The sequence below is a fragment of the Agromyces sp. 3263 genome, from assembly GCF_031456545.1.
GTDB lineage: Bacteria > Actinomycetota > Actinomycetes > Actinomycetales > Microbacteriaceae > Agromyces.
Genome location: NZ_JAVDUV010000001.1, coordinates 2,163,933 through 2,184,262, shown reverse-complemented (window position 1 = coordinate 2,184,262; position 20,330 = coordinate 2,163,933). Strand labels below are relative to the sequence as shown.

General features: G+C 72.7%; 16 protein-coding genes. 9 read left to right on the top strand and 7 right to left on the bottom strand.

Features of this window, described 5'->3' with window-relative positions:
- Positions 1–59 precede the first annotated feature (59 nt).
- The 4 genes from J2X63_RS10080 (at position 60) to J2X63_RS10065 (ending at position 5,711) form a co-directional block, all read left to right on the top strand.
- Complete coding sequence (locus tag J2X63_RS10080) at positions 60–902, top strand: tryptophan-rich sensory protein (protein WP_309976663.1); 843 nt, start codon at positions 60–62, stop codon at positions 900–902.
- Between the two features lie 97 nt (positions 903–999).
- Positions 1,000–3,969, top strand: a complete 2,970-nt coding sequence (locus J2X63_RS10075) for an aminotransferase class III-fold pyridoxal phosphate-dependent enzyme (RefSeq protein ID WP_309976661.1) — start codon at positions 1,000–1,002, stop codon at positions 3,967–3,969.
- A 9-nt stretch (positions 3,970–3,978) separates the two neighbouring features.
- Positions 3,979–5,034, top strand: coding sequence for a DUF2207 family protein (locus J2X63_RS10070; RefSeq protein WP_309976659.1), 1,056 nt, complete (start codon positions 3,979–3,981; stop codon positions 5,032–5,034).
- Complete coding sequence (locus J2X63_RS10065; RefSeq protein ID WP_309976657.1) at positions 5,031–5,711, top strand: alpha/beta family hydrolase; 681 nt, start codon at positions 5,031–5,033, stop codon at positions 5,709–5,711. Before J2X63_RS10070 ends, J2X63_RS10065 begins: the two co-directional genes overlap by 4 nt.
- A gap of 11 nt (positions 5,712–5,722) precedes the next feature.
- Here J2X63_RS10065 and J2X63_RS10060 read toward each other — a convergent pair whose 3' ends face one another.
- Positions 5,723–6,667 (bottom strand): NADP-dependent oxidoreductase, encoded by a 945-nt coding sequence (locus J2X63_RS10060; protein WP_309976655.1) that lies wholly within the window; start codon positions 6,665–6,667, stop codon positions 5,723–5,725.
- Between the two features lie 123 nt (positions 6,668–6,790).
- Between J2X63_RS10060 and J2X63_RS10055 the strand changes: the two genes are divergently transcribed.
- A complete protein-coding gene (locus J2X63_RS10055; RefSeq protein ID WP_309976653.1) occupies positions 6,791–8,470 on the top strand; it encodes a molybdopterin-dependent oxidoreductase in 1,680 nt (559 codons plus the stop codon).
- Between the two features lie 247 nt (positions 8,471–8,717).
- Complete coding sequence (locus J2X63_RS10050) at positions 8,718–9,434, top strand: hypothetical protein (RefSeq protein ID WP_309976651.1); 717 nt, start codon at positions 8,718–8,720, stop codon at positions 9,432–9,434.
- Between the two features lie 2 nt (positions 9,435–9,436).
- On the opposite strand, the gene J2X63_RS10045 is transcribed toward J2X63_RS10050, so the two are convergent.
- The 5 genes from J2X63_RS10045 to J2X63_RS10025 form a co-directional block, all read right to left on the bottom strand.
- Entirely contained in the window at positions 9,437–10,192 is a 756-nt protein-coding gene (locus J2X63_RS10045) for an SDR family NAD(P)-dependent oxidoreductase (protein WP_309976649.1), read from the bottom strand.
- A 131-nt stretch (positions 10,193–10,323) separates the two neighbouring features.
- Positions 10,324–10,695 (bottom strand): HNH endonuclease signature motif containing protein, encoded by a 372-nt coding sequence (locus J2X63_RS10040; RefSeq protein ID WP_309976647.1) that lies wholly within the window; start codon positions 10,693–10,695, stop codon positions 10,324–10,326.
- Between the two features lie 19 nt (positions 10,696–10,714).
- Positions 10,715–12,472: an amidase gene (locus J2X63_RS10035; RefSeq protein WP_309976645.1), complete on the bottom strand. Its 1,758-nt coding sequence runs from the start codon at positions 12,470–12,472 to the stop codon at positions 10,715–10,717.
- The gene (locus J2X63_RS10030) at positions 12,469–13,515 is read right to left on the bottom strand and encodes an agmatine deiminase family protein (protein ID WP_309976643.1); all 1,047 of its coding nucleotides are present in this window, start codon (positions 13,513–13,515) and stop codon (positions 12,469–12,471) included. The genes J2X63_RS10035 and J2X63_RS10030 overlap by 4 nt, the downstream gene beginning before the upstream one ends.
- Positions 13,512–15,077: a cytosine permease gene (locus J2X63_RS10025; RefSeq protein WP_309976641.1), complete on the bottom strand. Its 1,566-nt coding sequence runs from the start codon at positions 15,075–15,077 to the stop codon at positions 13,512–13,514. Before J2X63_RS10025 ends, J2X63_RS10030 begins: the two co-directional genes overlap by 4 nt.
- A gap of 93 nt (positions 15,078–15,170) precedes the next feature.
- On the opposite strand from J2X63_RS10025, the gene J2X63_RS10020 reads away from it, so the two are divergent.
- Positions 15,171–15,797 carry a TetR family transcriptional regulator C-terminal domain-containing protein gene (locus tag J2X63_RS10020; protein WP_309976639.1) on the top strand — a complete coding sequence of 209 codons (627 nt, stop codon included), beginning with the start codon at positions 15,171–15,173 and terminating at the stop codon, positions 15,795–15,797.
- An 86-nt stretch (positions 15,798–15,883) separates the two neighbouring features.
- Positions 15,884–19,495, top strand: a complete 3,612-nt coding sequence (locus J2X63_RS10015; protein WP_309976637.1) for a TM0106 family RecB-like putative nuclease — start codon at positions 15,884–15,886, stop codon at positions 19,493–19,495.
- A gap of 36 nt (positions 19,496–19,531) precedes the next feature.
- On the opposite strand, the gene J2X63_RS10010 is transcribed toward J2X63_RS10015, so the two are convergent.
- The gene (locus J2X63_RS10010) at positions 19,532–19,966 is read right to left on the bottom strand and encodes a YdeI/OmpD-associated family protein (RefSeq protein ID WP_309976635.1); all 435 of its coding nucleotides are present in this window, start codon (positions 19,964–19,966) and stop codon (positions 19,532–19,534) included.
- An 81-nt stretch (positions 19,967–20,047) separates the two neighbouring features.
- Here J2X63_RS10010 and J2X63_RS10005 point away from each other — a divergent pair, with 81 nt between their 5' ends.
- Positions 20,048–20,326 carry a glutaredoxin family protein gene (locus J2X63_RS10005; protein ID WP_309976633.1) on the top strand — a complete coding sequence of 93 codons (279 nt, stop codon included), beginning with the start codon at positions 20,048–20,050 and terminating at the stop codon, positions 20,324–20,326.
- Positions 20,327–20,330 lie beyond the last annotated feature (4 nt).

Sequence of the window (20,330 nt, the reverse complement as noted above, 5' to 3'; positions counted from 1 at the left end):
CCTGCCTAGGCTGGCGACGCAACCCGACCGGGATCCACCAGACGACGGCAGGAGCGACCATGACCACGACGTCCTCGACCACGACGACGACCGGCACCACCCGCAGCGGCCTCGCGAGGCAGCTCACGGTGGCGGTGAGCGCGGTGCTGGCGGTGATCGGCTCGTTCATCGGCTCGGGCGCGGCGGGCGGGCAGCCGATTCAGGATGCCGCGGGCGGCGCGCTCGCGGCGGACGCCACCCTGATCGCCCCGGGCACCGGCGCGTTCAGCATCTGGTCGGTCATCTACTTCGGCCTGCTCGCCTACGCGGTGTGGCAGTTCCTGCCCGGCCAGCGCACCGACGCCCGGCACCGCCGGCTCGGCTACCCGGTGGCCGCGTCGCTCCTGCTGAACGCCGCGTGGATCCTGAGCATCCAGTTCGACCTGCTCTGGCTCAGCGTGCCCGTGATCGTGGCGCTGCTCATCGTGCTCGTCGTCGCGTTCCGTATCTGCCTCGCGATGCCGCCGAGGAACGCCCTCGACGCGCTCGTGACCGACGGCACCATCGGTCTCTACCTCGGCTGGGTGATCGTGGCGACCGCGGCGAACATCACGGCGGCCCTCACCGCCACCGGCTGGGACGGCTGGGGCATCCCGCCCGAGACGTGGGCCGTGGTCGTGGTCGCCGTCGCGGGGCTCATCGGCATCGCCCTCGCCGTCTGGGACCGCGGGCGCGTCGCCCCCACGCTCTCGCTGGGCTGGGGACTCGCGTGGATCGCCGTCGCCCGCCTCACCGACGCGCCCGCGTCGACCGTCGTCGGCGTGACCGCGATCATCGCCACGGCGGCCGTCGTGCTCGTCACGGTCGCCGTGCGCGTGGCGGTCGAGCTGCGCCGCCGCCGCGCCACGGCCGCGCGCTCGTAGCCCCGCGCCGGCGGCGAGGCGGCGCCGACGACTTCGCCACGGCGGCCATGCCGGAGCGGCGACGCGAATCGCTATCGTCGAAGCGGAGAGGGGCACCATGTCGCAGCCGGGCGAGGGCGTCGCAGCACGCGGATTCGACTTCTTCAACGCCGGCGAGCTGCCCGCGCCGCAGCTGCCGTCGGACGAGGTGGTCGAGATCGTGCGCGCGGCGTGGGACCTCGACGTCGAGCTCACTCCCCTCGGCAGCCAGCAGGACCAGAACTTCCTCGCCCGCGCGCAGCCCGCCGAGGTCGACGCCGGCACCGGCGGCGCGGCGCCCATCGGCGTCGTGAAGATCACGAACCCCGCCTTCACCGCCGTGGAGCTCGCCGCCCAGGAGCTCGCCGCCGAGCGCATCGCGTCGGCCGCCCCGCACCTGCGCATCGCCACGACGACGACGGATGCCACGGGTGCGCCGCGCTCGATCCTCGCTGACACGAGCGAGGGCCCGCTCGGCATCCGCCTCATCGCGTACCTCCCCGGCGGCACCCTCACGGGCGGCTCGTACCTCTCCCCCACGGTGGTGGCGCGACTCGGACGGCTCGCCGCCGAGACGAGCCTCGCCCTCGCCGACTTCGACCACCCCGGCGTCGACCGCGTGCTGCAGTGGGACCCCCGGTTCGCGCCCGAGGTCGTCGGACTCCTCGCCCGGCATCACCCCGACCCCGCGAAACGTCAGCGGGTGACGGATGCCGCGGCGGCGGCCTGGGCGCACCTCGCCGCCGTCGCATCCGACCTGCCGCGCCAGGCCGTGCATCTCGACCTCACCGACGACAACGTGGTCTGCACCTCGGAGCGCGGCATGCGGATCCCCGACGGGCTCATCGACTTCGGCGACGTCACGCGCACCTGGGCCGTGGCGGAGCTGGCGATCACCGTCTCGTCGGTGCTGCACCACGCGGGCGCGGAGCCGGTCTCGGTGCTCCCGGCGATCACGGCCTTCCACGCGCTGCGCCCGATGTCGGCCGCCGAGGTCGCGGCGATCTGGCCGCTCGTCGTGCTGCGCGGCGCCGTGCTCGTGGTCAGCGGCGAGCACCAGGTGCAGCTCGACGGGGGCGACAACGCGTATGCCGCAGAGGGCATCGACCGCGAGTGGCAGATCTTCGAGCAGGCGACCTCGGTGCCGATCGAGGTGATGACGGGCGTGATCGCGGCGGCGATCGGCGTCTCGCCCTCGGCGGCGAGCGACGCGGCGAGCGACCTGATGGCTGCGACGTCGCCGCTCCGGCCGCTCCCCGGGGTCGACGCGGCGACGGCGGTGCGCCTCGACGTCTCCATCGAGTCCGACGACGTCGACGCCGGCGCATGGCTCGACCCCGGCCTCGAGGATCGGATCGCGCTCGCGGCGCTCGACGCGGGGGCCTCCGCCGCCTGGCTCGAGCGTGGAATCGCGCGACTGACCGGGAGCCGCATCCATTCGGCCGTCTCGTCGGCGACGATCCCGACCGGGATCGACGTGTGGTTCGGCGAGCCGCAGGCGCTCGGCGACGAGCCCTCGGTCGGCGGCGCACGCCTCGTCGCAGAGGGCGTCCTCGACGGCACGGCACCGGCCCGCACGCGCATCCGTTTTCGCGTCGAGCGCGACGGCGCGCCGCCCGTGCCGCACCTCGTTCGTCCCGAGTACGCGCCGGGATGGCTCGCGCTGACCCTCGACCCCGCCCCGCTGCTCGGACTCCGCGCGGGGCAGCCCGCGGCATCCGTGGCCCTCGGTCCCTCGGCCGACGCGACCGTGCTCATCACCCGTCGCGACCGCGCCTTCGCCGAGGTGCAGGAGCACTACTACGACGCCCCGCCGCGCATCGAGCGCGGCTGGCGCGAGCACCTCCTCGGCACCGACGGACGCGTGTACCTCGACATGGTCAACAACGTGACACCCCTCGGCCACGGGCACCCGAAGTTCGCCGCGACTGTGGCGCGACAGCTGCGCACCCTCAACACCAACTCGCGCTTCAACTACGGCGCGGTCGTCGAGTTCTCCGAGCGGCTCGCCGAGATGCTGCCCGACCCGCTCGACACCGTGTTCCTCGTGAACTCGGGCTCGGAGGCGGTCGACCTCGCCCTGCGCATCGCGCTCGCCGCGACGGGCCGGCGCGACGTCGTGTCGGTCCTCGAGGCCTACCACGGCTGGACGTACGCCTCCGATGCCGTGTCGACCTCGATCGCCGACAACCCCGGCGCCCTCGCGAGCCGGCCCGACTGGGTGCACGTCGTCGAGGCGCCCAACCCGTTCCGCGGTGCGCATCGGGGGGCGGATGCTGCGCGCTACGCGCCCGAGGCCGCCGCCGTGATCCGCCGGCTCGCCGCATCGGGCCGTCCGCCCGCCGCGTTCGTGGCCGAGACGTTCTTCGGCAACGCCGGCGGCATCCCGCTGCCCGACGGCTACCTCACCGAGGTCTACGCGGCCGTGCGCGAGGTCGGCGGCCTCGCCGTGGCCGACGAGGTGCAGGCCGGATACGGCCGCCTCGGCCGTTGGTTCTGGGGCTTCGAGCAGCAGGGCGTCGTGCCCGACGTCGTGGCGGTCGCGAAGGCGGCGGGCAACGGGTACCCGCTCGGCGCGGTCGTCACGACCCGCGAGATCGCCGCGCGGTTCGGGTCGCAGGGCCCGTTCTTCTCCTCGACCGGGGGCAGCCCGGCGTCGAGCGCGGCCGGCATTGCGGTGCTCGACGCCTTCCGCGACGAGGGACTGCAGGAGAACGCCGCGGCGGTCGGCGCGCACCTGAAGGGGCGACTCGAGGAGCTCTCGACGCGGCATCCGCTCATCGGCATGGTGCACGGCCTCGGCCTGTACCTGGGGGTCGAGTTCGTGCGGGACCGCGCCACCCTCGAGCCTGCGACCGAGGAGACGGCGGCGATCTGCGACCGGCTGCTCGAGCTCGGCATCGTCATGCAGCCGACCGGCGACCACCGGAACGTGCTGAAGGTGAAGCCGCCGCTCTGCCTCGACGGCGCCTCGGCCGACTTCTTCGTCGACACGCTCGACCGGGCGCTCCGCGAGGGGCGCGAGGGGTGGACACGACCCCATCCCTAGACTGGGCGCGTGCTTCCTGCCGTCATCCTGCTCGCGGTCGCGCCAGCGCTCGTCATCCTCGTGCTGGGGATCGTGGCGCGCGCCATCGCTGCGCAGCGGGTGACGGCGCTCGTGGTGCAGTACGCACCCGAACGCGACACGACCGTGCTGCGCGATGCCCTGCTCGTCGACGCCGACCGCCGGGCGGCATCCGCGGCCCTGATCGACTTGGCCGTGAAGCGCAAGGTGCGGCTCATCGCCGGGTCGAAGCGCGAGCCGATCGGCGTCGAGATGGCGCCGAACGTGGTGCTCACGGCCGACGAGCTCGCGCTGCTCGAGGCGCTCTTCGGCCCCGAGCACACGCCCGGTCGCGTGCGGCGGTTCTCCTCCGACCGACGCGCCCTCGCGGCGCGGCTGCGCACGGTCGTGCAGCACACCGAGCATGCCCTCGCCCGCGATGGGCTCGTCGCCCCGCGGCGCATGACCTGGCCCGGCACCACGCTCAGGATCCTCGCGTACCTCGGCATGCTCGTCGAGGCGCTGTTCATCGTCTTCGCCCTCATCGACGGGGACTGGCCCGCCCTCATCGCGACCGTGGTGGCGCTCGCGGCCACGATCGCGACGATCCTCGTGACCCCGGCCTCGTGGCGGCGCTACCTGCCTCCGGCTCGGTCCAGGCGCGAGCATCTCGAGGGCCTGCGCCGGTACCTCTCGCTCGCCGAGGCGGAGCGTCTCCGGGTGCTGCAGTCGCCGAGCGGGGCCGAGCTGCGGCCGACGGATGCCGCGGCCGAGGAGCCCGACGAGCCCCTCGCCCGCTTCCACCTGCACGAACGACTCCTCCCCTATGCCGTGCTGTTCGGCGTCGAACGCGAGTGGATCGCGAAGCTCAAGCTCGAGCACGCCGCCCTCGATCGTGCGAACCTCGACGCCCTCGCCGACGCGGTCGATATCACCGTCGAGGTCGCCACCGCGCTCGACGCCGCGGGCTCGGTGCTCGAGCTCACGGCGGCGGTCGGCGATCTGGTCGACTCCGGCGGCGCGGTGGTCGACGGCATCGGCGGCATCTTCGAGGTCTTCAGCTCGTGAGCGACGAGACGGCGATCAGCATCGACGTCGACGGCACGCCGATCTCGGCGGTGACCTCGCGCCCGGCGGATGCCGCGGGCACGATCATCGTGGCGCATGGCGCCGGCGCCGGCATGGAGCATCCGTTCATGTCGGGATTCACTCGGGCGATGCACGACGAGGGCTTCGCCACGCTGCGCTTCAACTTCCCGTACCGCGAGGCCAATCGCCGGTTCCCCGACCGGCCGCCGGTGGCGATCGCGACGTGGCGTGCGGTCCTGGATGCGGCGTCGGCCCTGGCCGCGGAGGCCGGATCTCCCGATGAGCCCATCTGGGCATCGGGCAAGTCGTTCGGCGGGCGCATGGCGTCGATGGCCGTCGCCGACGGGATGCCGGCCGCCGGGCTCGTGTATCTGGGCTATCCGCTGCATCCGCCCGGGCGCCCCGAGAAGGCGCGCGACGAGCACCTGCCCGGAATCTCCGTGCCGATGCTGTTCCTGCAGGGCCGCAACGACCCGTTCGCGATTCCGAACGCCCAGCTGGACGAGGTCGTGGCGCGCATCGGCGCCTCGGCGACGCTCGAGTGGATCGAGGACGCGAACCACTCGTTCGAGGTCAAGGGCGCGAAGCGGCCGGCCGCCGAGGTCGCAGCCGGGCTGGCGCCGCGCGTCGCCGCGTTCCTGCGCGCGCACGCCTGAGCCCGCGCCCGCTACGGGAGCAGCACGATCTTGCCGCGTACATGCCCGGTCTCGCTCTGCCGATGGGCTTCGGCGGCTTCCGCGAGCGGATAGCGATGCGCGATCTCGAGCTCGAACTCGCCGCGGGCAGCCAGTCGGGCGGCGAGGGGGATGGCTTCGGCGCGAAGCGCGCTTTCCTCCGGAGTCAGCGGCACGGGGCTGCCGCCCGACCAGGCCCGGATGCCGAGCTCTGCCGCACGCCAGCCCAGCACGATCGTGCCGATGCGGTGGTGGTCGGCGACGAGTTCCTTCGACACCTCGATCGCCTCGTCGGTGCCGGCGGCGTCCAGGGCCACGTCGACGCCCTCAGGCGCGGCGGCCCGCACCCGGTCGGCGAGCCCTGGGCCGTACGCGACGGGGATCGCGCCGAGCTCGCGCAGCCGGTCGTGGTTCGCCTCGCTCGCGGTGGCGATCACGGTCGCGCCGCGTCGCCGGGCGAGCTGGATCGCAGCCTGGCCGACGGCCCCCGAGCCGCCGTGCAGCAGCAGTGCGTCTCCGTCGCCCACCTCGAGTGAGGCCAGCACCTGGTAGGCGGTCGACACGGGCACGGGGATGGCGGCCGCGGCCTCCCAGCCGAGCTCGGCCGGCTTCGCGGTGAGCTTCGATGCGTCGACGACCAGCTCGGTCGCGTAGGCATTCGAGATGCGCGCGACGATGACCTCGTCGCCGACGGCCCAGCCGTCGACGCCCTCCCCGACGTCCACGATGACCCCCGCTGCGTCCGAGCCGAGCCGCCGGGGAGTCGTGATGGGCTTCGACGGCCGAGCGCCGGAACGCAGCTTCCAGTCGATCGGGTTCACGCCGACGGCGCGGACCTCCACGAGGACCTCGCCCGGGCCGGGCAGCTCGTACGGGATCTCACGGTATTCGAGCACCTCGGGCCCGCCCAGACGGTCGTATTCGATGGCGTGGGGCATGCGGGACCTCTCATTCGTGCGGAGTCGGAGATGCTCCGCCCACCATAACCGTCGCTCCCGGCCCGATGACGGCGCACCCGGAGCTCGAAGCAGGCACGCAGGCATCGGCCCTACGCTGTGCCCATGCCGCAGACGAGTGGTCGCCCCCTGGGCTGGGTGCTGCCCGGGGTGGCGGGCGTCGCATCGGTCCTCTTCGGCGTGGGGATCGGCGAGCTCGCGGCGGCGGTGCTGGCCTCGGCGTCGAGCCCGTTCGTCGTCGTCGGCTCCCTGCTCATCGACCTCGCCCCGCCGTGGGCGAAGGATGCCGCGATCGCACTGTTCGGCACCGGCGACAAGGCCGCGCTGCTCGTCGGCATCGGGCTGGTGCTCTTGGCGGTCGCCGCCGGCGCCGGTGTGCTCGAGGCGCGGCGGCCGCCGTGGGGACAGGTGCTCATCGGACTCATCGGCCTGGTCGGTGCGATCGCCGCGTCGACGCGCGCCAATGCGCCCATGCTCGCGATCGCCCCCTCCGCACTCGCGGCGATCGCCGGGGTGATGGCGCTGCGGCTCCTCGTGCAGCGGCTGCCCCGCGAGGCGGTCGCCCCAGAGCCGGCCGTCGCGATCGTGCCCCATGCCGCGATGGCGACTGATGCCGCGATGGTGCCGGATGCCGCGACCGAGCCCGCCGCACCGGCGCCGCCCGCGACCGACCTCGCACCGACACCCGGACCCCGGCCGACCGCATCCGAGCCGTCCGGCGTCGACCGCCGGCGCTTCCTCGGCTGGGCGGGCGGCGCGGCCGTGCTCGGCGTCCTCGCCGCAGCCGGTGGGTACGCCCTGCAGGCCGGCACGCGGGCCGTCACGGCGATCCGCGAGGCGATCACGCTTCCGAAGCCGGTGACGAGCGTCACGGTGCCCGCGACGGCGCAGTTCGACATCGAGGGCCTGCCGCCGGTCGTCACGCCGAACGCCGCCTTCTATCGCATCGACACCGCCCTGGCCGTGCCGGCCGTCGACCCGTCGATGTGGAGCCTCCGCATCCACGGGCTCGTCGATCACGAGGTCACCCTCACGTGGGACGAGCTCCTCGCGCTCCCCCTCGAGGAGAGCGTCACGACGCTCACGTGCGTGTCGAACGAGGTCGGCGGCGGACTCATCGGCAACGCGGTGTGGCTCGGCTACCCGATCCGCGAGCTGCTCGCCCGCGCGGCGCCGACGGCCGACGCCGACATGGTGCTCTCGCGGAGCGTCGACGGCTTCACCGCGTCGACGCCGCTCACGGTCCTCCAGGACGACCGCAACGCGATCCTCGCCGTGGGCATGAACGGTGAGCCCCTGCCCGCGGAACACGGGTTCCCGGTGCGCATGGTGGTGCCGGGGCTGTACGGCTACGTGTCGGCGACGAAGTGGGTGGTCGACCTCGAGGTGACGCGGTTCGACGCGGCCACCGCGTACTGGACCGACCGCGGCTGGAGCGAGCGCGGCCCGATCAAGCTCTCGTCCCGCATCGACGTGCCCCGCACCGGCCAGTCGCTCACCGCCGGCCCGGTCACCGTTGCGGGCGTGGCGTGGCAGCAGCACGTGGGGGTCCAGGCGGTCGAGGTGCAGGTCGACGACGGCCCGTGGGAGCCGGCGACGTTGGCCACGGCGATCTCGGACGACACGTGGGTGCAGTGGCGCTACGACTGGGACGCGACGTCGGGCGGCCACACACTCCGCGTCCGTGCGACCGCGGCCGACGGGGAGGTGCAGACGGCCGACGAGCAGGGCGTCGTCCCCGACGGCGCCACCGGCCTTCACGAGCGCAGCGTCCAGGTCAGCTGACCGCTCCTCCACAGCCACCCTGAGCCGAGATCTTGTCCTCCCCAGCCGCTTTGAGGTACGCACTGCATGACGCGGCCACACCTGGAGGCTGGCCGTTCGCGCTCTCGGCCTTGAATTGCGAGAGACGTTCCCCTTCGTGAAGTTCCGGTACTTCGGTACCTCGGTACCTCGGTACCGAGTTTCCGTGGGGGAACCGTTTTTCCGCCGTGGCCGGCGGAGTCCGTATGCCGTCAAGGAGGGCCACGTCATGGGCGAGAAGCCGATCAAGGTCGACGAGGGCACCGACGAACTCGTGACCGAGCTCGCGTACTTCATGCGGTGCTCGAAGAAGTCGATCGTGCGCGAGGCGGTAGCAGACTACGCCGAAGCACGTCGCCGCTCCGTCACGCTGGCACGACGGGGCGACGGCGCCGCGAGCGGCCTGATGACATTCGCCGGCCCGGCCGACCCGCCACGCCAAGCGGATACCGCACGTGCGAGTTCGGGAGGCGCGGGAAGTCCGGAAGACACGGCAGGCGCGGCAGGTCCGAGCGGCGCCGCAGGTCCGAGCGGCGCCGCAGGTCCGAGCGGCGCCGCAGGCGAGAGCGGTTTGGACTTCAGGCCACGCGCGGATGGCACGGCCGGCGGCCGGACGTTCGACGACCTGGATCCGTTCGAGCGGCTTGCGCTGCGGCGGAGCGAGCTGATCCGCGAGTTCGCGCGGCACGGCGGAACGAACGTCCGCGTGTTCGAGCGCGACCCGAAGTACGCGTCGGGAGCGGTGTCCGCCGACGACGCGGCGTTCGAGGAGATCCTCCTGCTCGCCGACACCGACCTCGACGCAGGCGGCGCCGCCGTGCCCATCCTCGAAGGGGTGGCACGGCGCGTGCTGCGCAGCCGCGTCACGGTGCTGTCGCTCACCGCGCTCCGCCTGTTCGATCCGGTCCGACTCGAGCGTGCGCTCGCCGGGTCGCAGCCCCTGTAGCGTCAGCGGGCGGTGTAGCCACCGTCGACGAGGTGGTAGCTGCCCGTGATGAAGCTCGCGCCGTCGCTGGCGAGGAACACCACCAGGTGCGCGACCTCGTCGGCCTCGCCGAGGCGGCCGAGCGGGTGCATGCCGACCAGGAACTGCTGGGCGGCATCATCGAGGTTCGCATCGATGAGCGGCGTCTTGATGAAGCCCGGGCCCACCGAGTTCACGCGCACGCCCTGGTCGGCGTACTCGAGCGCGGCGTTCTTCGTGAGACCCACGACGCCGTGCTTGGCGGTGACATACGCCGATGAGTTCGCGAATCCCACGCTGCCCAGGATCGACGCGACGTTCACGATGGCGCCGCCGCCGTTCGCCGCGATGGCCGGGAGCTGGCGCTTCATGCCGTGGAAGATCGAGTTGAGGTTGATGTCGATGACCTTCGCCCAGCTGTCGTCGGGGTACTCCCCGATCAGCGCAGAGGCGCCGCCGATGCCCGCGTTGTTCACGGCGATCCGCAGCGGGGCGAGCCGATTGGCCGCCTCGACGGAGGAGTCGATCCACGCGGTGTCCGTCACGTCGCCGACGGATGCCTCGGCTCGGCCACCGGCATCCGTGATCTCCGAGACGACCGAATTCGCGTGGTCGCCGTCGAGGTCGTTCACGATCACCGCGGCGCCGCTGTCGGCGAGCCGGAGGGCGATCGCCCGCCCGATGCCGCTGCCCGCGCCCGTCACGATCGCCGAGCGTCCGGATACGTCATACGTGGCCATGGTGGCCTCCCCCGGGCGGGCGCGGAGCCGGGAACCCTTCTCGGGCGGCCCGTCCATCGCCAGCCTAGGGAGGTCGAGCGGCCTCGACGCGAGGGTTGACGAACCGGGAGAAGTGCGCTCGCCTCGAGCGGTCAGGGAGCCGCGGCATCCGGATCCGCGAAGCGCGCGAGCAGGAGCAGGGCGATCTCACGCTGCCGGAGCAGGAAGCCGCGCTCGTCGAGCTTCTTGCGTCGCAGCCACGACGTGACCTCGTCGTTGCACTTGCTCGCGTTGCACGACCCGCACGCCGGCACCACGTTCTCGAGTGTGTACCGGCCACCGCGTGAGATCGGCAGCACGCAGTCGCGCTGCAGGGCGCGATCCCCGACGCCGCAGTAGGCGCAGCCGCCCCACTCGGCGGTGAGCGCCGCCCACTGTCCATCGGTCAGGTCGTGCGCGACCCGGCCCATGCGGCGCTTGCGTCGTCGCGCGTACACCGCAGCCCGTGATCGACTGGCCGCCATGCCCGCAGACTAGCCGTCGTCAGAGCGGCGGGGTGCGCGGCGGCGGGGTGCGCCGGGAACCGGTCGCCTCGAAGGCCGCGGCGAGGCGGAGGAGGGCCGTGTCGTCGTAGGCGCGTCCGGCGAACGTGAGACCCACCGGCATCTGGATGTCGCGCATCGTGCCCATGGGCACCGTCACGGTCGGGATGCCGAGGTGTCGTGGCACGAGGTTGCCGTTCGCGACCCACACGCCGTTGCGCCAGCCGAGGTCGGCGGAGGCCCGGTTCACGTCCATGTCGGCGGGGCCGACGTCGGCGACCGCGGGGAACACGACCGCGTCGAGACCCAGGTCGTCCATCCATGCCTCCAGGTCGACGCGTCGGGTCTTCTCGAGGCCGCGCAGGCCCGATTCCAGCTCGGGCATGTCGTCGAGGGTGGCGCCAGGGTGGGTGCGCGCCCACTCGGGGTACTCGGCGATGTCGTCGTCGAAGCCCGTGTACCGGTCGGGCAGGGCGCCCTCGGGGTGCGGGAAGATGCGGGCACCGTCGACATCGGCGAGCGAGCGCAGCGCGGGGTCGCCGTTCGCGTCGAGGAAGTCCTGCCACGACCATGCGGAGAGATCGACGATCTCGCGGCGCAGGTACTCGGGGGAGACCAGGCCGCGCGTTGCGACGGTGGGCGCGCCAGGGCGGTCGCCCTCGTAGTTCGACACGACGGGGAAGTCGACCTCGACCACCTCCGCACCGGCCGCCTCGAGGTCGCGGCGGGCCGCTTCCCACAGCTCGATGACGGAGGCCCGGGTGTCGATGCGCTGCCCGGTGGCGCCGCCGATGCCGGTGCTGCGCCCTGGCTTGGCCGTGCCGGCGTCGGGGTCGGCGTTCACGTACATGCGCGGGATGCCGAGGCGCCTGCCGGCAAGCGCGGCGCGGGCGGCGGGCGCATCCGGAGCGCCCGCGGCATCCGTCGGCTGCAGCGCGAGGTACGACTCGGGCCGCACCTCGGACGACCGCGGGATCGACACCCAGGGCTGCACGCGCCAGAAGTCACCGCGCGTCTCGGGGTCGTCGGCGACGATCACGTCGAGCACCTCGAGCAGGTCGGCCATGGTGCGCGTGTGCGGCACGACGACGTCCATCGTGGGCACGAGCGGCCAGTTGCCGCGCACCGAGATGACGCCGCGCGACGGGGTGTAGGCGCACAGCGCGTTGTTCGACGCCGGCGCGCGGCCCGACGACCAGGTCTCCTCGCCGAGGCCGAACGCCGCGAACGACGCCGCCGTCGCGGTGCCCGAGCCGTTCGACGAGCCCGAGCCGAACGCGGCCGTGAGGTACGCGGCGTTGTACGGGCTCTCGGCACGGCCGTAGACGCCGCGCTGCATGCCGCCGTTGGCCATGGGCGGCATGTTCGTGAGCCCGATGAGCACGGCGCCGCCGGCTCGCAGCCGCTCGATCGTGAACGCGTCGCGCTGGGCGACGAGGTGCTCGAACGCCGGGCTGCCGGCGGCCGCGGTGAGCCCCTTCGCAAGATAGCTGTCCTTGGCGGTGTACGGGATGCCGTCGAGCGGGCCGAGCGTCTCGCCGCGAGCGCGGCGCGCGTCGGAGGCGCGGGCGTCGTCGAGCGCCGACGGGTTCATCACCACGAGCGCGTTCAACTTCGTGGGCGTGCCCGGCCGGTCGTACGCCTCGATGCGGTCGAGGTACGCGCGCGTGAGCTGCTCGCTCGTCACGCGTCCGGCGTCGAGCGCGGCGCGCAGGTCGGCGATCGAGGCCTCGACGACGTCGAACGGCGCACCGCTCATCGCGTCACCTCCACCGTGAGTGCGGGCTGCTGCTGCGTGATGCAGTGGATGCCGCCGCCCCGGGCGAAGATCTCGCGCGCATCGATCGTGACCACCTGGCGGCCGGGGTACGCGTCGGCGAGGATCTCGCTCGCCGCGGCATCCGCCCGCTCCTCGCCGAAGCCGCAGGCGATCACGCCCCCGTTGATGACGAGGTGGTTGACGTAGCTCCAGTCGACGAAGCCCTCGTGATCGCGCAGGGTGTCGGGAGCCGGGAGGTCGACGATCTCGAACGGGCGGCCAGCGGCATCCGTCTCGCCCTCGAGCTGCGCGCGCAGGTCGCGCGTCACCTCGAAGTCGGGGTGCTCGGGGTTGCGCTGCGCGTGCAGGAGCAGGCGGCCGGGCGACGGGATCGTCGCGACGATGTCGACGTGGCCGTTCGTGCCGAAGTCGTCGTAGTCGCGCGTGAGCCCGCGCGGCAGCCAGATCGCCTTCGTCGTGCCGATCGTGCGCGCGAGCTCGGCCTCGACGCGAGCCCGGTCGGCGTATGGATTGCGGCGCGGGTCGAGCTGCACCGTCTCGGTGAGGAGCACCGTGCCCTCGCCGTCGACGTGGATGCCGCCGCCCTCGTTCACGAGCACGCTCGACACGAGCTCGGCCCCCACGCGATCGGCGACGACGCGCGCGATCTCGGCTGACTTCGTCCACTCGGCCCAGTCGGGCGCACCCCAGCCGTTGAAGATCCAGTCGACGGCGCCGAGCACGCCCGGGCGCTCGTCGTCGAGGACGAACGTCGGACCGAAGTCGCGCATCCAGAACTCGTCGAGCGGCGCCTCGACGAGCTCGATGGCCCCATCGAGCATGCGGCGGGCGCGGGCGGTCTCGGACGGGTCGACGACCATGACCAGGGGCTCGAACGGCACGATCGCGTTGGCCACCGCACTCCAGGCCGCGTAGCCGGCCTCGCGGTCGGACTCGCGCTCGCCGAGGGTCAGCCCCTCGCGCGGGAACGCCATCCACGTCCGGTCGTGCGGCGCGGTCTCTGCGGGCATGCGCCAGCTCATGCGGGAACCTCCTGGTTGCGGTGAGCGGATGCCGCGGCATCCGTCGTGCTCTCATCATGGTCGTCGAGGTCGGTGGCGGGGCGTGTGGCGCGGCCTGCGGATGCCGCGGGCCGCCGCGACGGGTCGCGGTACGGCGTCATCGCGAGCCACAGCACGGCGTAGATGCCGCCGCCGAGGATCGGCCCGGCGAACGCGGAGAGGTCGGCTCCGCCGAACGCCGCCGCGATGGGACCGACGTAGAGCGTCGTGTTCGCCATGAGCACGGCGACCGTCGTGGCGACGACCATGGCGATCGTGCCCGGCCAGAACCAGCCACCCGAGTACCAGAACGGGCTCGTGCGGCGCTCGTCGCTCAGCGCGACGCCGTCGTAGCGGTTGCGGCGCAGCCAGATGTCGACCGCGTAGACCGCCACGAGCGGGCCGAGCACCGTGACGCTGAGCTCGAGCGACGCGTTGAGCGTGTCGAGGAAGCTCGGCGCGAGGAAGACCGCCCAGCCGGCGAGCACCGTCGCGATGAGACCCGTGACGATGACCGTGGCCGCTCGGGAGACGCGGAAGCCGAGACCCTGCGCGTAGAGGCCCGTGGAGTAGGCGACGAGCACGTTGTTGGTGATGCTGCCGAGCACGACGATCGCGAGGAACACGGGCGTGAACCACGCCGGCACGATCTCGCCGATGGTGAGCTGCGGATCGGTCATGTCGATCGCCGTCGCGGCGACGATGCCCAGGGTGCCGATGAGCACCGCGGGGATGAAGCCGCCCAACGCCGTCCACCAGGCGACCGCGCGCTTCGACGTGGACTGCGGCAGGTACCTGGCGTAGTCGGCGCCGGTGCCCCACGAGAGCGGTCCGGAGGCGATGATCGCGTAGCCGAGGAGCAGCATGGCCCAGTGCTCACCCACCGGCATGGGCGCCGGCGTGTACGAGAGGTCGGCGGCGGCGAGCACGAACACGGCGAGCACGACGAACGCCACGGCGAGGGCCGCCGAGAACACGGGCGCGAGCTTCAGGATGGTGGCGTGCCCGTAGACGCTGAGCACGAAGCTGAGCGCCGCGACCACGACGAGCACGATCCACTCGGCGCCGGCGGGCAGCGGCACGCCGAGGATGCCGAGCAGTGCGTTCGCGGCGAGGGTGGCGACCGCGATGTTGATGATCTCGTAGAAGAGGCCGATCGCGACGCCGAGCCCGCCCCCGAAGACGCGGTTGCCGCGGATGCCGAACATGGCGCGCATGATCGCCACGCTCGGCGTGCCCGACGCCGGGCCGCTCACCGCAAGCCAGCCGACGGCGGCCCACCAGAGGTTGCCGATGACGGTGATCGCAAGCGCCTCCCAGATCGAGAGGCCGAGCAGCACGAGCACGCCGCCGAGCACGAAGTAGAGGTAGTTGACGTTCGCGGACATCCACACCCAGAACAGCTCACGGGGCCGGCCGTGCCGGTCGGAGAGCGGGATGACGTCGATGCCGTGCTGCTCGACGTGACCGGCGCGGTCCGCGGCCGGCTCGGCGGACGGCACGGGAGGCGGCTCGATGGCCGGTTCGATCGCTTCGTTGCGCATGATGGGGGACTCTCTCGACACGGCCGGGGACTCGACCTATTATTGATCACACGATCAATAAGCTGCAGCGACGTTACCTACACTGAGGTCACGATGTCAAGAGCCCCCCGCAAGAAGGCCGCCCGCAAGTCGCCGGCAGAACGCTCCGCCGAGATCGCGGATGCCGCGCGCGACGTGGCCCTCGAGCACGGCCTGTACGCCGTCACCCTCCGCGCCGTCGCCGCCCGCATCGACGTCGCCCCGGCTCTCGTCGCGCACTACCAGCCCGACATGCACGCGCTCGTCGCCTCGACGTTCGGAGTGATCGTGTCGGCCGAGCTCGAGGAGGTCGAGGAGCTCGTCGAGCCGCTCCCCTCGCCCAGCGTGCGCCTCGCCGTGCTGCTCGACACCCTGCTCGACGGCAGTCGTGACGACGTCACCGTCGTGTGGGTGGAGGCGTGGGCGCTCGGCCGGCGCAACGAGGTCCTCGCCGCCCGGGTCCGCGACGAGATGGACGCGTGGCGCGCCTTCGTGCAGGGCATCGTCGAGGCGGGCATCGCCGCCGGCGAGTTCGAGACGGATGACGCGGCATCCGTCGCGTGGCAGCTGCTCGGCATGATCGACGGCCTCAACGCGCACGCGCTCGTGCGCTGGGAGGACGCCGACGACCGCGGCTCCCGGATCGGGCACGCCGTCGAGGGCATGCTCGGGCTCGGCCGCGGAGCGCTCGCGGGCCGCTGAGGCGCGCCCGCGCGATGAGACGGGCCCGGCGCCGATGTCGGCGGCCGGGGTTACGGTGAACACCGGACGACGAAGGGATGCCGCAAATGTACGTGGTCGACGGCACCGTCGTGACGAGCGCGAGCGACCTCAAGAAGGCGTCGGAGTGCGAGTTCGCGTTCCTGCGCGAGCTCGACGTGAAGCTCGGTCGCGACACCCTCTTCGAGCCGGTCGCCGACGCCATGCTCGAGCGCGCCGGCCGCATGGGCGACGCGCACGAACTGCGCGTGCTCGAGGCCTACCGCGAGCAGCTCGGCGACGGCGTCGTCGAGATCGAGCGGCCCGACCTCCGCGATCCCGATGCCGTCGCGGCGGCCGTCACCGCCACGCGCGACGCGTTCGCGGCGGGTGTGCCGGTGGTGTTCCAGGCGACCTTCGTCGACGACGGGTTCATCGGCTTCGCCGACTTCATCGTGCGCCAGCCCGACGGCCGCTACCTCGTGCAGGACTCCAAGCTCGCCCGCCGCGCCCGGGTCACCGCGCTCCTGCAGCTCGCGGCCTACGCCGAGCAGCTCGAGCGCCTCGGCGTGCCGTGCGCCGATACCGTCGAGCTCCTCCTCGGCGACGGCACCACGAGCGTGCACCGGCTCGACGACATCGAGCCCGTCTACCGCCTGCGCCGTGCGCGCCTCGGGCAGATCGTCGACGAGCGGCTCGCGGCCGACGGGCCGGTCGAGTGGGGCGATCCCCGCTACACCCTCGACGGCCGCTGCCCCACGTGCGACCTCGAGGTGCAGGCGCACCGCGACGTGCTCCTCGTCGCGAGCCTGCGCGTCACCCAGCGTGTGGCCCTCTTCGACGTCGGCATCACCACGATCGACGCGCTCGCGGCATCCGACGGCCCGGTTCCCGGCATCCTCGACGCGACGCTCGAGAACCTCCGCATCCAGGCGCGCCTGCAGCTCGAGGCCGAGGCGACGGCCGCGATGACGGATGCCGCGGGCGGGCGCTCGCCCGACGATCCCCCGCTGCCGCCGCCCGTGGTCGTGCGCGACGCGGCGTCGCTCGCGGCGATCCCCGAGCCCGACGCCGGCGACCTGTTCTTCGACTTCGAGGGCGACCCGCTCTACACCGAGGGCGCGGCCACCGATTGGGGCATCGACTACCTGTTCGGCATGGTCGACACCGACGAGCGCTTCACGCCGATCTGGGCGCACTCGTTCGCCGAGGAGCGCGTCGCCCTCGAGCAGTTCCTCGCCCTCGTGGCGGCCCGGCGTGCGGCCCACCCGAACATGCACATCTACCACTACGCGAGCTACGAGCGCACCCACCTGCTCACCATGGCGGCGCGTCACGGCGTCGGCGAGGCCGCCGTCGACCAACTGCTCGCCGACGGGGTGTTCGTCGACCTCTACCCCATCGTCAAGCGTGCCGTGCGGGTCGGCAGCCGTTCGTACTCGATCAAGAAGCTCGAGCCGCTCTACATGGGCACCGAGCTGCGCGAGGCCGAGGTGAAGTCGGGCGGCGACTCGATCCTCGAGTACGTGCGCGCTCGCGAGCTGCTCGCGACGGGCGAGCTCGACCCGGCCACGGGCCTCGTCGGCGCCGAGGCCGCGCAGCACGTGCTCGACGATCTCGCCGACTACAACCGCTACGACTGCGTATCGACGCTGCGCCTGCGCGACTGGCTGCTCGCCATCGCCCGGCGCTCCGGTGTCGAGCCGGTGCCCGAGTCGCTCCTCGTCGAGGCGGCGAAGGCGGCCGGCAAGGTGTACGCCGCCTCGCCCCTCGCGGTCGAGCTGCAGCGGCTCGCCGGTCCGCCCGACGATCCCGACCGCGATCCCGATCACACCGCGCTCGCGCTGGCTGCCGCCGCGATCGACTACCACGACCGCGAGGCGAAGACCTTCTGGTGGGGGCACTTCTTCCGCGTCGAGCAGCCGCTCGAGGCCTGGGAGGACCACCGTGACGTCCTCGTCGTCGACCCGGCCGCGTCGCAGGTGTCGCAGCGCTGGTATCGCGAAGACCAGCACCGCACCGACCGTCGCGAGCTGCGGCTCCGCGGGCGCATCGCGCCCGGCTCACGCTTCGGCGTGGGGGGCGAGCTGTTCGTGCTGTACGACTCGCCGGCGCCATTCCCCCGTCAGGGCCTCCGCCCCGGCTCCCGCACGCCGAACTCGGTGCGCGTGCTCGAGGTGCTCGACGACGGCCTCGTGGTCGAGGAACGCTCGGTCGCCGGCGTCACCTGGTCGGAGCTGCCCATGGCGGTGGTGCCCGGCACCCCGCCGCCCGCCGGCCGGCAGAAGGATGCGATCCTCGAGTGGGCGCAGGAGCTGTCGAGCCTGTACCCCTTCGCGTGGCCGAAGAACCCGGGCATCGACATCCTCCGGCGCACGCCCCCGCGCACCCGGCCTGAGATCGGCGGCCTCGCCCCGCTCGGCGCCGAGCACGACTACGTGTCCGCGACGGTGGCCTCGCTGCGCTCGCTCGACGACTCCTACCTGGCGGTGCAGGGGCCTCCCGGCACGGGCAAGACCTACGTGGCCTCGCACACCATCGCCCGGCTCGTCGCGCAGCACGGCTGGCGCATCGGCGTCGTCGCGCAGTCGCACGCCGTGGTCGAGAACGTGCTCGACGCCGTCGTGCGTGCCGGCCTCGCGCCCGACCTCGTCGCCAAGGCGCCGAAGGACCGCAACCAGCCCGGCGACCACGAGTACACGATCATCGCGAAAGACGGCGTGGCCGAGTACACGGGCGCGCACGCGGCATCCGGATTCGTGATCGGCGGCACCGCGTGGGACTTCGCCAACGCCGACCGCGTACCTCGCCGCTCGCTCGACCTGCTCGTCATCGACGAGGCCGGCCAATTCTCGTTGGCCGCGACGATCGCGTCGAGCGTGGCCGCCCGCAACCTGCTGCTGCTCGGCGACCCGCAGCAGCTGCCGCAGGTGAGCCAGGGCAACCACCCCGAGCCGGTCGACGAGTCGGCGCTCGGGTGGGTCGCCGACGGCCACGACGTGCTGCCCGGCGAGTTCGGCTACTTCCTCGCCGAGAGCCGCCGCATGCACCCCGCGGTCTCCGATCCCGTGTCGCACCTGTCGTACGACGGGGCGTTGCACTCGCACGCCGTCGCGTCGATGCGCTCCCTCGAGGGCGTGGCACCCGGACTCACCGCTGTGCCCGTCGAGCACGCGGGCAACGCCACCGAGTCGCCCGAGGAGGCCGCGGTGGTCGTCGGGCTCGTCCGCGAGCTCATCGGGCGGCCCTGGGTCGACGCCTCCGATGCGGTGGCGGCCGCAGCCGCCCGGCCGCTCGCGCAGCGCGACCTCATCGTCGTCACTCCCTACAACGCCCAGCTGTCGGCCGTACGGGCCGAGCTCGACGCCGCCGGCTACCCCGACGTTCCCGTCGGCACGGTCGACAAGTTCCAGGGCCAGGAGGCCGCGGTGGCCATCGTGTCGCTCGCCGCGTCTTCCGCCGCCGCGGCACCACGCGGCATCGAGTTCCTGCTGCTGAAGAACCGGCTGAACGTGGCCATCTCCCGCGCGAAGTGGGCGGCCTACCTGGTGTACTCCCCCGGGCTGCTCGACGCGCTGCCGCGCACGCCCGAGGGCGTCGCCCAGTTGAGCGCGTTCGTGCGCCTGGTGGACGCGGACCTGCCGCGTCCTGCCGGCCTCGCGACGCCGCAGGAACCGGTGCTCACGAGCACGAGCCCATAGGCACTCGCCGGCGTCGGCACGGCCTCGCGCCGGTCCTCAGCCGGCGAGCTTCGCGATGATCGCGTCAACGCGACGCTGCCGGGTCTCGGCGGCCTTCGCCGACTCGACATTGGTGACGTGCGCCTTCCTGGCGCTCGGAGCGAGCGCGTCGAAGGCCGCGCGAGCGCCCGGTGTCGCCTCGAGCGCCGCCGCGAGGTCGTCAGGCACCTCGACCGTGCGCGGTGCGGTGTCGACCTCCACGTCGACGACGATCGGGTCGCCGCCCTGGATGCCGGTGGCGGCCCGCTTGTCGGAGCTGAACGGGATGAGGTGCCGGCCGCCCATCACCGCGACCGTGCTGCGGTACTCGTAGCCGTTGACGCTCACCGTCACCGCAGGCTTGCGCCCGGCGCCGAGCGCCTCGATCACGTCGGGCGGCACCTCGATGCCGGTGTTGTTGCCGGTCAGGAGCATGGTGGTCTCGAACCGCATGCGCCGAGTCTGCCACCGGCACCGGCGCACCCGGAAGCGAAGCTGGGAATACCGCACAGGCGCGATGCGTAGGTTCTCGGTATGACCTCCCCTGCGAATCCCGACCTGAACCCTGCCCGCATCACGATGTACGGCGCCGAGTGGTGCATCGACTGCCGCCGCTCGAAGGCACTGCTCGACCGGCGCGGCGTCGAGTACGACTACGTCGACCTCGAGGTCGTCATCGACGGCGCTGACCGCGCGAAGGCCATCAGCGGCCGCACCCAGATCCCCGTCGTGGTCTTCCCCGACGGCACGCACTTCACCGAGCCGACCGACGCCGAGCTCTCCGAGAAGCTCGACGAGGCCATCGCGGCCTAGCCCG

Excerpts from the sequence above, each read along its gene's own strand:
- J2X63_RS10080 (WP_309976663.1), top strand. The coding sequence starts at position 60 with ATGACCACGACGTCCTCGACCACGACGACGACCGGCACCACCCGCAGC.
- J2X63_RS10005 (WP_309976633.1), top strand. The coding sequence starts at position 20,048 with ATGACCTCCCCTGCGAATCCCGACCTGAACCCTGCCCGCATCACGATG.
- J2X63_RS10075 (WP_309976661.1), top strand. The coding sequence starts at position 1,000 with ATGTCGCAGCCGGGCGAGGGCGTCGCAGCACGCGGATTCGACTTCTTC.
- J2X63_RS10015 (WP_309976637.1), top strand. The coding sequence starts at position 15,884 with ATGTACGTGGTCGACGGCACCGTCGTGACGAGCGCGAGCGACCTCAAG.
- J2X63_RS10025 (WP_309976641.1), bottom strand. The coding sequence starts at position 15,077 with ATGCGCAACGAAGCGATCGAACCGGCCATCGAGCCGCCTCCCGTGCCG.
- J2X63_RS10060 (WP_309976655.1), bottom strand. The coding sequence starts at position 6,667 with ATGCCCCACGCCATCGAATACGACCGTCTGGGCGGGCCCGAGGTGCTC.
- J2X63_RS10045 (WP_309976649.1), bottom strand. The coding sequence starts at position 10,192 with ATGGCCACGTATGACGTATCCGGACGCTCGGCGATCGTGACGGGCGCG.
- J2X63_RS10035 (WP_309976645.1), bottom strand. The coding sequence starts at position 12,472 with ATGAGCGGTGCGCCGTTCGACGTCGTCGAGGCCTCGATCGCCGACCTG.
- J2X63_RS10055 (WP_309976653.1), top strand. The coding sequence starts at position 6,791 with ATGCCGCAGACGAGTGGTCGCCCCCTGGGCTGGGTGCTGCCCGGGGTG.
- J2X63_RS10020 (WP_309976639.1), top strand. The coding sequence starts at position 15,171 with ATGTCAAGAGCCCCCCGCAAGAAGGCCGCCCGCAAGTCGCCGGCAGAA.
- J2X63_RS10050 (WP_309976651.1), top strand. The coding sequence starts at position 8,718 with ATGGGCGAGAAGCCGATCAAGGTCGACGAGGGCACCGACGAACTCGTG.
- J2X63_RS10010 (WP_309976635.1), bottom strand. The coding sequence starts at position 19,966 with ATGCGGTTCGAGACCACCATGCTCCTGACCGGCAACAACACCGGCATC.
- J2X63_RS10040 (WP_309976647.1), bottom strand. The coding sequence starts at position 10,695 with ATGGCGGCCAGTCGATCACGGGCTGCGGTGTACGCGCGACGACGCAAG.
- J2X63_RS10030 (WP_309976643.1), bottom strand. The coding sequence starts at position 13,515 with ATGAGCTGGCGCATGCCCGCAGAGACCGCGCCGCACGACCGGACGTGG.